At 60.7% G+C, this 13,991-nt stretch carries 7 protein-coding genes; 4 read left to right on the top strand and 3 right to left on the bottom strand.

Going from position 1 to position 13,991, the window contains the following annotated elements:
- Positions 1–76 precede the first annotated feature (76 nt).
- Positions 77–760 carry a GntR family transcriptional regulator gene (locus AB4Y35_RS20185; protein WP_368705630.1) on the top strand — a complete coding sequence of 228 codons (684 nt, stop codon included), beginning with the start codon at positions 77–79 and terminating at the stop codon, positions 758–760.
- A 161-nt stretch (positions 761–921) separates the two neighbouring features.
- Positions 922–2,256: an argininosuccinate synthase gene (argG, locus tag AB4Y35_RS20180; protein WP_110383903.1), complete on the top strand. Its 1,335-nt coding sequence runs from the start codon at positions 922–924 to the stop codon at positions 2,254–2,256.
- Between the two features lie 235 nt (positions 2,257–2,491).
- On the opposite strand, the gene AB4Y35_RS20175 is transcribed toward argG, so the two are convergent.
- The 3 genes from AB4Y35_RS20175 to AB4Y35_RS20165 form a co-directional block, all read right to left on the bottom strand.
- Positions 2,492–3,853 (bottom strand): hypothetical protein, encoded by a 1,362-nt coding sequence (locus AB4Y35_RS20175; RefSeq protein ID WP_368705629.1) that lies wholly within the window; start codon positions 3,851–3,853, stop codon positions 2,492–2,494.
- An 88-nt stretch (positions 3,854–3,941) separates the two neighbouring features.
- Positions 3,942–7,634, bottom strand: a complete 3,693-nt coding sequence (locus tag AB4Y35_RS20170; RefSeq protein WP_368705628.1) for a type VI secretion system Vgr family protein — start codon at positions 7,632–7,634, stop codon at positions 3,942–3,944.
- Between the two features lie 446 nt (positions 7,635–8,080).
- Positions 8,081–9,421, bottom strand: coding sequence for a replication initiation protein (locus tag AB4Y35_RS20165; RefSeq protein ID WP_368696210.1), 1,341 nt, complete (start codon positions 9,419–9,421; stop codon positions 8,081–8,083).
- A 1,395-nt stretch (positions 9,422–10,816) separates the two neighbouring features.
- On the opposite strand from AB4Y35_RS20165, the gene AB4Y35_RS20160 reads away from it, so the two are divergent.
- Entirely contained in the window at positions 10,817–12,025 is a 1,209-nt protein-coding gene (locus tag AB4Y35_RS20160; RefSeq protein WP_028208684.1) for an AAA family ATPase, read from the top strand.
- Positions 12,022–13,017 (top strand): ParB/RepB/Spo0J family partition protein, encoded by a 996-nt coding sequence (locus tag AB4Y35_RS20155; RefSeq protein ID WP_368687347.1) that lies wholly within the window; start codon positions 12,022–12,024, stop codon positions 13,015–13,017. The genes AB4Y35_RS20160 and AB4Y35_RS20155 overlap by 4 nt, the downstream gene beginning before the upstream one ends.
- The last annotated feature ends 974 nt before the right edge of the window (positions 13,018–13,991 follow it).

The raw sequence follows: 13,991 nt of genomic DNA, 5'->3' as shown, positions 1-13,991 counted from the left end.
TCGAAGGCGAAGCAGGCAGCGGATTTGTTACAATCGGCGGCGCTGCGCCCGCTCGCGGCGCCTCGGGGGAAAGCGCATGGATGAAGATGTCGGCGTAATGGCCGCCCCGGACACGGGCGAGCAGTCGAGCGTGGCCGAGATCGTCGACTGGGTGGCGCGCGGCATCATCGAAGGCCGGTTGCGTCCCGGCGACGACCTGAATTCGGTCGATCTCGCCAAACGCTTCGGCGTGAGCCGCACGCCCGTGCGCGAGGCGCTTTTCGCGCTCACGCGCGAAGGACTCGTCGACTGGTCGCCGCGCCGCCGCCCGCGCGTGGCCGCCATGCAGTTGAAGGAAGTGCGCGAGATCTACGCGCTGCGCGCCCTGCTTTACGGCCAGGTGTCGCTCGCGATCGTCGAGCACGCCACAGAGGAAGACATCGCCGCGCTGTGGCGCGCGCATGGCAAGCTCGCCGAAGTCGCGGCAAAGGGTGACGTGGACGGCTACTTCTGGGCCAACGTCGCGTTTCGCGACGAGGAACTGCGTGTGAGCCGCAACGGCATCTTCAAGGAGGTGCTGGACTCCATGCGCATGCGCACGAACCGCCTGCGCCACCTGAGCACCTCGCTGCCGGGCCGCCTGCAGCGCTCCTGCACCGACCACCAGCGGCTGTGCGAGGCGTATGCCGAGCGCGACGGCGTGCTGGCCGCGGCGCTGAACCGGTCGATCGTGATGGGCGCCCTGCGTGCGATCGAAGCGGCCTGGGACACCCTGCGCTGAGCATGGGCCCTTGCTGCGCCCCTTTTTATTAACGCGGATGCCGCGTCGAACGGGGCCTGTGGCCCTCCCCGCCAGGCTTGCCGAAAGGCCGGGGATACAACATACTTGACGATTCGACCGAATTCCTTCCGCATTCTCGTTCTACCGGGTTCTTTCTCATCATGAGCACAATTCTTGAAAGCCTTCCGACCGGCCAAAAGGTCGGTATCGCCTTCTCCGGCGGCCTCGACACCAGCGCCGCGCTGCACTGGATGAAGCTCAAGGGCGCCGTGCCTTACGCCTATACGGCGAACCTGGGCCAGCCCGACGAAGACGACTACGATTCGATCCCGCGCCGCGCGACCGAATACGGCGCCGCCGGTGCACGCCTGATCGACTGCCGCGCGCAGCTCGTGGCGGAAGGCATCGCCGCCCTGCAATGTGGCGCGTTCCACATCTCGACGGCCGGCGTGACGTACTTCAATACGACCCCGATTGGCCGCGCAGTGACGGGCACGATGCTCGTGGCGGCGATGAAGGAAGACGGCGTCAACATCTGGGGCGACGGTTCGACCTACAAGGGCAACGACATCGAGCGCTTCTACCGCTATGGCCTGCTCGTCAATCCGGACCTGAAGATCTACAAGCCGTGGCTCGACCAGCAGTTCATCGACGAACTGGGCGGCCGCTCGGAAATGTCGGAGTTCATGCGCCAGTCGGGCTTCGAATACAAGATGTCGGCCGAGAAGGCCTATTCGACCGACTCGAATCTGCTCGGCGCGACGCACGAAGCGAAGGACCTCGAAAGCCTGGAAAGCGGCATCAAGATCGTGAACCCGATCATGGGCGTGGCGTTCTGGCGCGACGACGTCAAGATCGACCGCGAAGAAGTGACGATCCGCTTCGAGGAAGGCCAGCCGGTCGCGCTGAACGGCCAGACGTTCCCGAACGCCGTGGAACTGCTGCTCGAAGCGAACCGCATCGGCGGCCGTCACGGTCTGGGCATGAGCGACCAGATCGAAAACCGCATCATCGAGGCGAAGAGCCGCGGCATCTACGAAGCCCCGGGTCTGGCGCTGCTCTACATCGCCTATGAGCGCCTCGTGACGGGCATCCACAACGAAGACACCATCGAGCAGTACCGCGAGAACGGCCGCCGTCTGGGCCGCCTGCTGTACCAGGGCCGCTGGTTCGACCCGCAGGCCATCATGCTGCGTGAAACGGCCCAGCACTGGGTGGCGCGCGCCATCACCGGCGAAGTGAAGATCGAACTGCGCCGCGGCAACGACTACTCGATCCTCAGCACGAAGTCGGACAACCTCACGTATCAGCCGGAACGTCTGTCGATGGAGAAGGTCGCCTCGACGTTCTCGCCGCGCGACCGTATCGGCCAGCTGACGATGCGCAACCTCGACATCACCGACACGCGCGAGAAGCTGCGCGTGTACTCGAAGGTCGGTCTGCTCGCGCCGGGTGCGGCTTATACGCTGCCGCAGCTGAACGACGAGAAGAAGTAAGGCGTCGTCGCTTTGTGAAGAAAGGGAAGGCACTGCGCCTTCCCTTTTTTTATGTCTGTGCGGGTTTGCGTCTGGCGTTCGAGTTACCCACAGATTTTGTTGGCAAGGCTGGGGACAACTCGCGCCCAACCGCACCAACCCCCTGTCGCATAAGGGTTTTCGGGCGACGCGCGGGGGAAAGGCTCAATCGTTTCGTTGTGGATGCTGCGGGCACGTCACGCGGGACACGCGACTGTCAGAGCCCCAGCCATTCCCATGTTGTCCCGTCGTCACCCGGCATGCGCTCTCCCCGGCTGCGGGTCACGATGCGCGCGAGGTCGTAGCTGTAGTGCCAGTCCCGGGTCGCCGTACGCGCAAGCCATCGGCCGCTGCGTGGGCAGACAGCGCCAGGGTCACACGTGTGCTCGGTGCCTTCGATGAGATCGGGCGACCATGGCTTGACGGGTGTCGGCGCGCTGCCCGCCCATAGCCACTGCACCGGCTTGCTCAGCTCCGCGCCGGAGGCGGACTCCGTGAACATCTTCACGCTGTCCGTGGGGGCTACGTCCCCGGCCTTGAAGGGCCTGAGCTGAAGGCTGTGAATTGGCATGCCACCGCTCTTTTGCACGGCGCGGTACAGGCCGTCCTCGGCAAAGGTTTCGCCGGGCTTGACCGGTTGCCACGACATGTCCTCGCGGTGCTGCGCTTCCCACTGTTCGCGCTCCTGGGGTGTTGAGGGGTAGTCGCGGTCGACGCTGATGCGGGTTTTGACCGCCTTAAAATCTACTTGCGATGACAGGCCCCAACCATCGCCTTCGAATTCGATTCTCATGAATGCAATTCCTGAGAACTCGAACTCCCCCTTCGAAGCTCTGTAATCGGGATTCGTCCGAAACGTAAGCACTTTGCTATCCCCTGGACTCAGAAAAACGACTCCATCCTGAAACTCGTCCCGGTTAAGCAGCTTTTGACCGCCCAAAGCAAAGCCCCACGATTGTTTTGCATCTTCACGCATACCATTCTTATTAAATTTGGCTATCGCACCGGAACCTAAACGACCGTCAATGGACGTCCCGCCCCATTGATCCGGTGTCTTAAACTTGATCCATCCATTTCCAGAATTTACGAAGCAAACGGACACAATATATCCATCTTTACCGTGCTCAACCTTGCAGGTAGAGAAATCAAGCTTGATAAGTTTCCTGCCGTCCACCCACGCCCGCTCCGAAAGTCTGAATGGCGCATCAAAAATTTCGCGATTGAATCGCTCGGGAATCGTCCGTATAGAGCCGCTCCGATTCACGACTTTCCCGTCTTCAAGACAGGTAACCCTGAACGTGGCGGGTGGGTCATAGGTTTCTGGACCGCCAGTCTGAATATCTTTGTCGCACAATGCCTGCGCTACAGCCTTCAACTCCTGCAAATCCAGGCTTTGTACGTTGAGCATAAAGGTACCAATACCCGTCTGCGAATCCTCGTTAACCGTATCTCCCGTGGCAAAATAAAACCTCCCTTCGCCGTCAAAACTCATCTGTCTTGACCCGTACTCAAGACCACCGGACCACGACAGAGAAAAGCTACCAGGTTTTGGAGCGCTACCATTTGTCTGAATTGCCATCGCCGGCCTCCCTCCCATGGCAAACAAAATCAAGGATGCATACAACACCCTACATATTTGAATCGCATTCCTTCGTATCGCATCCATGCTACTCGTGCTTCCGCAACGTTTGATGGCCCCCCGAAGGTTTGGCCGGTCCACCGCTCGCTGCGCTGTCCTTTGCTTTTGCGGTGGCAGGCGCAACCGGATATCCGACCCGCCACGACTTGTTGGTGTGAGCCGAAAACCATCTGCGAATGTATTCAAGGTAATAGGGTGAAGTCGTTGCCGTGGGGAGGGCGCACCCACCACCCATAAGATTCGTGGCGGTCTCGATGATCCAGAAGTTATTCTTGTTTTTGTTTGCATCGGCACGCTCGAAATCTATGTCCTTGCCTTCCTTGACATATATCGAATGCACGAACCCGCCTTGCTCCCAATATTCGTCAGGGAAGTTAAACAGATGCCCGGTCTCGTGTGCCTTCGTTTGAGTTACTTTTGGCACATTCCCGGCGCCGCTGTTATCGAGCTCGTATTCCGATTCCGGCCAATTTCTCGCATCCGCTCGCTTAGTCGTCGGGAAAATATTAATAACGATGTTCGGATTTAGTGCCGAAGCATCGGCCTCCCTCGTAACATGCACGTCCACGCAAAACTTCACCGCAATCCGGCAACCACACGCGCCACCCTTCTGGCATCCATCGAGAATCAGCTTGTAGTTCCCCTGATTCAGCGTTTTCTCGATCATGTTTTTGTAGGTCGAAGCATCGACTTCTGCCGGATCACGCTCTACCAGCATTAGCCCCTGCGCAGCAAAAGTCTTGCGAGAGTTCGCTCCGTTTTTAAAGGTCTCATACTGCACGACCGCGTAGTTGTTCTTCTCATCACGCAGCGGTTCCCCGGTTGAAGGATTCATTCTGACCAGCAACTTTGGCGCCAATACCGTAACGACTTTTGCGGTCAACGTCTTGCTGCTGGAGTCGTAGCTGAACTGACACGTCGTGATATCCGTCCCAGAGCACATTACTGGATCATCGCCATCCTTAATACGCTCGGTTCTAGTCCAACCATATTTCTGGTAGGCCGGCGTCTCCCGTTCCATGCGGGCGAACTCCGTGAAATCCGGCAGCCTCCAGTCGCATGGCGCTGGACTCTGCAACTGGATCGGATCGGGAGCGACACAATACTGGTTGGTGTTGTCGGGGTCGTTGATAACCAATCCGCCGTTACCTGCCGGACCACCTGCGGAACCCGTCGAGTTCGGTAGCTGCTGCGTCTGTGGCAGCGGCTGCGCGCCCTGCAGCCCTCCGCCACCCGCCGAGGCCAAAGACGTGGTATCAAGCGACGGCGCAGGCGCCACCGCTCCCGTATTCGCCAGTGCCTCCCATTGCGCCGGGAGTGGCGCAGGTGCCGGCGGTGGCACCACGAACTTCGGATTGGTCCGCCACACCTCGCAGTCGGTCGTGTACGGCACGAACTTCGGCGCGAAAGCCGTGCCGCCCAGGTCCATCTGCGCGGGACCGGTGCCCTTCACGCTGGTTGTCCGGAACAGCACCCCGCCGCGCGACCCGATCTCGACGCCTTCGCCGGTCAGCTTCACGTAGGTGCCGTTCACGTTCAGGATGATCTCCTTCGCCGCCTTCACGTGAACCGCGCCGTTGACTGACTCGATCGTCAGGCCTTCCTGCGAGGCGAGCTGCATCCTGCCACGCTGGGCCTGCGCCACGAAGTCACCCGTCGCCGTGATGAGGCTCAGGCCCTTCTGCGTGAACAACGACAGCAAGTCACCTGCCGCCACCGTGAACCGCCTGAGCGTGCTGAAATGAATCCCCTTCTTCGCCGTGCCGACGATCGAGACATCGGCGGCGAGCTGCACGCCATCGCCCGACGCCACGGCGACCGGACCAGGCCCTGTCAACAGCACACCGGGTTTCTTCAGTTCATGCAGACCTGCGTTGATGCCCTTCTGTGCGTCGAGGTCAGCGGGCGTGGCCTTCGACGCTTCAGCGGACTGCGCGAGCGTGCCGGCGAATGCCTGGTGGTCCTTGAACAGCGCGTTGGTCTCATCCATGGCGAGCACCTTGCCGCCACCGCCTGGCTGGTTGTACGCCGTCACCATCACGCCAGCGCCACCACGATTGACCAGATGCGCGCCCGTGCGAAGCTCCGCTCCCGTGCCCCGCTCGTTCAGGTCGCGGTCGGGAATGAAGCCCAGGTGAAGCTGCGAGCGGCCCGAATGCTCCGTACTCAACTCGATGCCCTGCTGCTGCTCCCAGTCGTCGAACCACAGCTTGTTGCCCGAGCGTGTGCGTATCTCGCTGCGCGACATGCGGCGGCGTGAGCTGTTGATGAGGTCCGGGTTTTGGGCGTTCGGAATGAAGGCCACGGCGACCGGCTTGTTGGGATTGCCTTCAAAAAATCCCGCGATACCGAAGTCGCCATCCACCGGCGGCAGGTTCATGCCCGAGTGGTCGCGGCTCGCGAAGGGCCTGGCCATGCGCAGCGGGATACTTTCGCCGCCCTTCGGCCAGTTGCCGAAGTCACAGTGAAAGCGCACGACAATGCGCCCTTCCGCGTCCAGGTAGGGGTACCTGTAGTGATTCGGTGACGTCACCGTGAACCCCAGCGTATGCACGCGCGGCCACTTCGATTCGTCTATCGGCAGCCGGTAGGGCCGGCTGGCAGGAATCGCCTGGAAGGTGTTGCGGTAATTCTCGTTGCGCGCCCCTCGATGCACGACCTTCGAGACGAACAGGCCCTCCTTCGCGTCAAGCGTGCCGTCCGCGGCACCGGCCAGCGTATCGGGCTGCACGATGCAGCCCGGCCGGATCGAGGGCATCGTGGACTTCCCCCTGCAGGTGACCTGCTGCGCACGCGCCGCCTCATGCCGCAGCGTCGCCTCGCGCTTCGCCCCTGCCTCGTCGCCGTGATGCGTGCCCCACACCAGGGGCGTGCCCATGGTCGTGTCGTCATGCTGCTCCGTGCCGAACTCGTCGCGCGCACGCCCCTCCTCGCGGAAGATCATCGCGTGGTTGTCGGCGTCATAGTCCGCGACAATGAACGACGCAGGAATGGTGCGAGTACGCACCTTCAGCGAATAGATCGACTCCTCGAACGTATGCAGCCCCGATGGAGGGCGGTCCTTCAGAGAGAGGGACGGGCGCGTGTAACCGTCGATGTCGTCGGCAATGACCACCACCTCGCCGTGCCGGTCCTCCTCGGTAAACGTGAACAGCCCGGCCTGCTCCATCTCCAGCCGGCAATACGCCCAGTCGCCCATGTTGTACTGGAAGCGGAACGGGTGTTCGGAATGCCGCCGGCGCAGACGCTGCACCACGCGAATCCAGGGGCACACGGCATTGCGCTCGATGACTTCCTGGATGATGTCGGCGGACGTCTTGCCCTGGTATGTCGCGCAGTTGCTGGGGCCGTCCAGCACCGCAAGATGCTGGAGGATTTCGACACGATATGTACAGCCATCACGCGAGTTCGACACCGACTCGAAACGCGAGACGAATCCCGCGAACTTCCGGACCACCGCCCCCTCGTCAACCTGGAACCTGAACCTGGCCAGCTGGCCCAGGATATCCCGGCGCGCCACCGGCCCGGCAGTCGAGACCAGCGCCCTGATCCGGTACGGCTGGCAGCTCTCCTCGCGAACGTCCCACTCGACCACCGACAACCCGGGCGCGCGCCGCTCGCTGCGCTCATCGCGCTCGTACCTGCGAGCCTTGAGGATGATGTCCAGATGCGCAGACTGGCGTCCCGTGACCAGTCTCACCGGTTTGTCCGATTCCGCCATGGGGATTCCCTGTTCTGTAGTCCTGACCAGATGGCGCATCGTGGACACACGCCGCCGGAGCACCATCGCGCATGAGCCGCGGTGGCTTATGCAAGTCGCGAGCTAAGTTTCACGCAGACAGGCGAAACCGGCACTCGGACGCGTCTGAAAAAATCACAGGGGATGACTGATGTGATGCTTCGGTGCCCGCGTGCCCGATCGCCGAGGCGCCCTGGCTCAATCAACGAGCCACGATCGGTATAGCGAAGGCCTCGTGCATTGCGGGCGAGAGTTACCCACAGATTGCGTTGACAAGCTTGTGGAGAACACCCGGGACGAGTGCCCTAAGCCATTGATCGACTGGATGTTTTCTGTTGCGTGAGCGTGGGAGGCAGTGACGGGCCACGGGGGCGAGGCCGCAATACGCCCACCGGCATATCAGCCGTCGAGCGTATTGAAGACACTCACTACGCGGCAAGCTGCTTCATCTTGCCGTAGACGAATTGCCCGAAATACCACGAGAGATCGGAGTGGTTGAGGATATTCACGTCGGAGAGCGCCCCCGCCTCGAGCTTCAGGCGGCGCAGCATGAGCTTGCCGGCCTGCGAGGCGATGTAGAGCCGCACCAGCTCCTTGCGGGTCTTCTCGTCGGCCGATTCGAAGTGCTCGCGGCCTTGCTTGACCTCCTCGTTGCGCTGCGAGCGCGCCTCTTCGTCGCGCGCCGCGATGCTCTGCTTCACCGCCGTGGTCGCCACCGTCTTCGCGGTCTCCTGAGCGGTCGCGGCCACGGCCAGCTCGCTCTGGATCGCCACCATCTTGCGCTCGGCCTCCGAGACCTGCCAGTTGTGGCTCAGCGCCTTCATCAGATAGCCCGCAGGGCTCTTGGTCACCTTGCCCTGGTTGAGCCGGAAACGCGTGTATTCGATGGCCTGCTGGATGCGCTCGTCGGTCCAGCTCATGCGATGCTCCGCGATCACGTCGAACTGCTTGTTGGAGAGGCCGAACTCCTCCTTTAGCGTGAGCAGCAGGTCGTGCGCGTCGGGCTGCCTCGATAGCAGCGCGGCGACCGTGTCCTTGCGCTTCATCCGGAAGCGGATCTTGTTGATTTTGCGCGAGGTTTCCGAGTCGGCCCGGGTTTCGTAGCTGAGGTCGATGTCGGATAGCTCATTGATCTGGCGCACCGCCGGATCGAGGTACTTGGGCCGGAAATGCTTGAACTCCGACGCGCTCGTACCGAGTTTGCCGGGCCAGCGCCGCATGACGTCGAGCTCGATCCAGTCGGTCAACCCGGCCGCCACGAAGGGCAGCACGTAGTCGTAGATCGCGCGCGCGTAGGTCTGCGAGAACGACGCCGTGATGCACAGGTTCAGCCAGTGATGCTTGTCGGGCCCGGTGATGTGGCGCAGCATGAGCGGCGGAATGCGGAACTGGATGCGCCCCTTGCCGATCTTGACGCTGCCCATCAGCTGCTCGGAAATCCACTGGTCGTCTTCGCTGGGCGCGCGGTCGGGCGGCGTGTCGGTCACCTCGATCAGCACGCGCTGCGCTTCCTTGATGACGCTCTGCAAATGGCGCACGTTGCGGCTCTCATAGCGCATGAGCCACTTGAAGTAGTTCAGGTCGACGTCGTAGATATCGCGCGGCGCGGGTTCCTGGGCGGCAATGAAATAGGCGGCGTCGATGAAACGGCGCGAAGACAGCCCAAGCCCATTGATGGCGACGAACACGTTGTTGCGCTGAAAACCGATCTCGCGCGTGCTCTCATTGATCGGCTGGCCGGACATCTCCTCAAAGAGACCCAGCGACATCTGCAGTGTTGTAGTCCTTCGCCCGCTCTCCTCCGACATACGCACGCTCTCCCCGTCGACATTGGCGGGCACTCTATCACTACGCAAACACAAGTCAACACAATAAACGTTACCTCAAACAGGCACCCGATTCGGCTCGCGCACAAAAAACGTACCTGATCGCACAAATATCTCTACAGCGACCGCACATAAAACGGCACCTGGCCGCACATAAAACGGTGCAGCGAGCACATAGAACGGTGCTTTTGCAGGGCAAGTGTTTGAAATGAAAGAAAACGCGTGCGTACGTTAGTTGGTTGGTGGGTTTTTATCTTTAAGTAAACAAACAAACCGCTCGCAAAAAAGATGCTCAACGCAAAATTCGACGTGTTGTGTCTCGCGATGCAGTCAGGGAATTCAAGGCGGAATAGCTTCAAAGCCCCGCGCGTAAAGGCTCCCAGTGTTGCAACACCTGGACTCGATCTGCCTTTCGCCAGCCGAAATCCGTGGGAGGGTAACGATTTCTGTGCAGTTGCGGTGGTCTATGGAAGTGGTTTATGTGCAGAAGGTCTATAAGCGATCCAGGATCGGATTGAATGCGCTGACGGAGGTCGGTGGGACGCGACTCAGGAGTGACTTTCCGACGCGAGGAATGGAAGGCAACGGATTTTGTGCACGGGCGAGCGACTCCGTGATAGCAACGTTTTTTGTGCTCATCCTGGAGGTTGGGGCTGAAGGTAACGGTTATTGTGCGGTGGCGGTGCGGTGGTTCGGTCGTTCGCAGTCTGCGTGAGGTAACGAAATTTGTGCAGTTTTGAAGTGGGAGACTCGTCCTGGTGGAATTGGACCGCCTGGAGATAGGGAAACGGCGGCCGTACCTCACTTGGAGCGCGAATCGGGTAACGGTTTTTGTGCAATGCGGTTGCCGGGCGCGCGCGACAAGGCTTTCTCAGCGCGTACGGTAACGGTTTTTGTGCAATTGTGGCCGGCCAGACTGGGTAGCAGAAATCTGGAAGCACAAAAATCGTTACCCGGCCGCTAGATCTGACTGTGCTGGGAGTTCAGGCGGTGGAACTGCACAAAAACCGTGACTACGCGAGGCGGATGTGAGCGATAAAGCTCGCACGGAAAGATCCGCAGCTGGATTTGCACAAAAACCTCGACCGGTGATGTCGCGGCGAAGTGCTCTGGCCCTGGTGATTTGCACAAAAAATAGGCATACCGGAGGGAAAGGGTCTACAGCGGCCTTGGTGGCGTTGCCGGGTGCGCTGGTACTTTGCCCTTGGGAATGTTGCACGAGGGCAATATAGGCCGTTTTGAAGGGTCATTTTTTTTCATATCGCCCTCAATTAGTGTGTTTTCATACGCTTTTGCTGTATTCTACGCTTTATCCAAATTCTGATAAAAAGCGTATTAATGGCGAAAACTATCGAATTGCCGTCGATCGATCGACGTGTGGATCTTTCCGCGATCACTGAATTTGCCGAAGAGGCCGGTCGTCTATCTGAAGAGCTTCGGGAGATGATGCTGGCGCCGCGGCCGCGAAAGATGGCGCCCACATTTACCTCCGCTCAGGTCGCAGAGATGTGCGGCATTGATCGCATCAAACTGAACAACCTGCTCGCCACCCGCGAGGGACTCCCGCAAGGCGTGGCGCAAGGGTCCGGGCGCAGCCGGGTCTTCACCCTCCCCGAAGCGAGAACCTGGGTCCAGCAGGTTTCCGATATTTATCAGACACCGCTCCATACCGGCGTGCGCGATGCCGACGGCAAGGTGATCCTCGTTGCCAACTTCAAGGGCGGCTCGACGAAGACGACTACGACCATGTGTCTCGCCCAAGGCCTGACCTTGCGTGGTCGCAAGGTTCTGCTGATCGACCTCGATCCGCAAGCGTCGCTGACGGAGCTCTGCGGTCTGTATGCCGAAAAGGAAGTGACTGAGGATAGCACGGTCCTGCCGTTCATCTACGACCCGCACATGGAAGGCGGTTTGCTCAATTTCGTGCAGGAAACCTACTGGGACGGGCTCGACGTCATTCCCGCGCACCCCACGCTGTTTTCCGCGGAGTTCCATATTCCCGGTACCGTGATCAAGAACCCGGGGTTCAAGTTCTGGGATCTGCTGCGCCAGGGCGTTGAGGTGCTGCGCAAGCAATATGACTACATCATTCTGGATACGGCGCCGTCGCTGTCCTACCTCACGATCAACGCGCTCATGGCCGCCGATGCGATGGTCATGCCGCTCGTGCCCGAGAGCCTGGACTTCATCAGCTCGGTGTCGTTCTGGAGCCTGTTTTCGGACCTCGCGCACACGATCATGGAACGCGGCGACGAGAAGACATACGACTTCGTTTCCGTCCTGCTTTCGAAAGTCGACTACGGCAAGACGTCATCGGCACCGGTTGTGCGCTCGTGGGTGCAGCGGACTTACAAGGACTGGGTGAACGCACTCGAGGTGCCGGCCAGCTCCGCGATGAGTAACGGCGCACTCGCCATGGCGACCGTGTTCGACATCAGCAAGGGAGACCTCGCTGACAAGACGGTGGCGCGCGTGCGTCAGCCGCTGACTGATTACGTACAGTGGATCGACGATCTTTACGTAGAACAATGGAGGGCCGGCAAGTGAGTTCATTCCGCGACAAAATGGCGGCGAAGACCCGTGAACTCGGTTCGTCTTCGGAGCGGCCAGCCGCCGAACGGCCGGCAGCCGTTGCTCCGGCCGAGCCGCGCCGCAGCAGCGCATTCAAGACCGGGCCCGGCATGCTCGGCGCGTTGGCGGTGGCACAGCAGCGCATCCAGGAACTGGAGAACACGAGCGACAAGCTCATGCTTCCCGTGAACGCGATTCAGCCGAACCCGTGGCAGCCGCGCAAGATTTTCAGCGACGAAGGCCTTGCCTCGCTGGCTGAATCGATCCGCGAAGTCGGGCTTGTCGAGCCGGTCGTTGTTCGCCGCGCGGAGAACGGCTATCAGCTGATCGCCGGCGAGCGACGTCTTCGTGCGCACGCCCTGATTCAGGCGCAGGACATTCGTGCCTCCGTGATCGAGTGCTCCGATCAGGATATGGCAGTGCTCGCACTGGTGGAAAACGTCGGCCGCGAAGACCTCACCGATTACGAGATCGGGCAATCGCTAAGGCGCGCCGAACGGGAGTTTCCGACCCGCAAGCGCATGGCGGAGGCGTTGGGAATGTCGCGCAAAGGCCTCTACCGCTTTTTGGCCTTTGAGAATCTGCCCGATTTCATTCGACGCGATCTTGATTTGAATCCGCGACTGCTCGGCGGGTCGGCCGCTGACGAGGTCGTTTCGGCAATCAAGAAGTTCGGTTCGGCGGGTCTTTCGGCAGCGCGCGAGTTGTGGCCGGCCGTGGTCGGCCGGACGCTGGATCAAGGCAAGCTGGCCGCGGCGATCGGCGCGCAGGCCAGTCGGGGTGAATCGACGGAAAGCGTATCCGAGCGCAGCATCGAGAAGATCTTTTCGGGCAAGAGCCACGCCGGTAGCATCACCAAGGACACCAACAGCTTTACGGTGAAGCTCAAGACGGGCGTGTTGTCGGATGCCCAGGAAACGCAAATTAGGGAGCTGATTAGTCAGCTGTTCAATGTGAAACCCGGCTGATTGAGCCTCGAGGTTGTTGGTGTGGATGGGAGCCCGCTTTGGCGGGCTTTTTCTTTTTGCGCGTTAGATTGTGTGTCGAGTTGACACACAGGGGCTCGTTGGACGAGAGCGAGGGGCGTGTGTCGAGTCGACACACGGGCAAGGTAAATCGAGCTGGGCGGCGCGGGCTATGACAATGCTGCGCACGATGCGTGGATTCCGGTTGCAGTCAGCGTGTCGAGGGTTGGTCGGTGGGGGACGGCGCACCCAGACGTTGGGACCGTCGATCGGCCTCGTGTGTCGAGTTGACACATAGGAGCTCGTTGGACGAGCGCGTGAGGCGTGGGGCGAGCGTGTGTCGAGTCGACACACGGGCAAGGTAAATCGTGGCGGGGAGGTGCGGGTTATGACAATGCTGCGCACGGCGCGTGGATTCCGGTTGCAGGCAGCGCGTCGAGGGTTGGTCGTTGGGGGCGGCGCATCCAGACGTTGGGGCCGTTAACCTGCCTCGTGTGTCGAGTCGACACACAGCGGTGAAAAGGTGTTTGGCTTGCGTCGTGTCGAGTTGAGTGGTTATCGATAATGTCTGCGTTCGTCCGGCGATCGGTTATGTGTCGACTCGACACACGACCGATGATCATGCTTGTCGAAAGACGAAACATGTAGCCGCCTCGAGTACTCCGTTGGCGACGCTCACGGGTTGCCGGCGGTGTGAGGCGCGCTCTAGAGCCACGATCGGCGGTCCTCGAATTCATTTGCTTGGGGTTAGGCGCTGTGTCGAGTCGACACACGCGGACCGCGGCTGCAAACCGCGAGAGTCATGGGACGCGTAACAACGAGCATGGGGATGACGTCATCTCGCCAGCGCCTTCATCGTGCTGTGTGTGCGAGGACGATTCATCGCTTGTTCGCTCGCATGCTGACTTGCCACCCGGAGCAGTGTGTCGAGTCGACACACTGTCGCGGCTTCATCGCGGTCGCCGCCTGAGGAGATT

It is taken from the genome of Paraburkholderia sp. EG286A, from assembly GCF_040965375.1.
Taxonomy (GTDB): domain Bacteria; phylum Pseudomonadota; class Gammaproteobacteria; order Burkholderiales; family Burkholderiaceae; genus Paraburkholderia.
The sequence above is the reverse complement of the archived record's forward strand: the minus strand, read 5'-3'. Positions and strand labels throughout refer to the sequence as shown.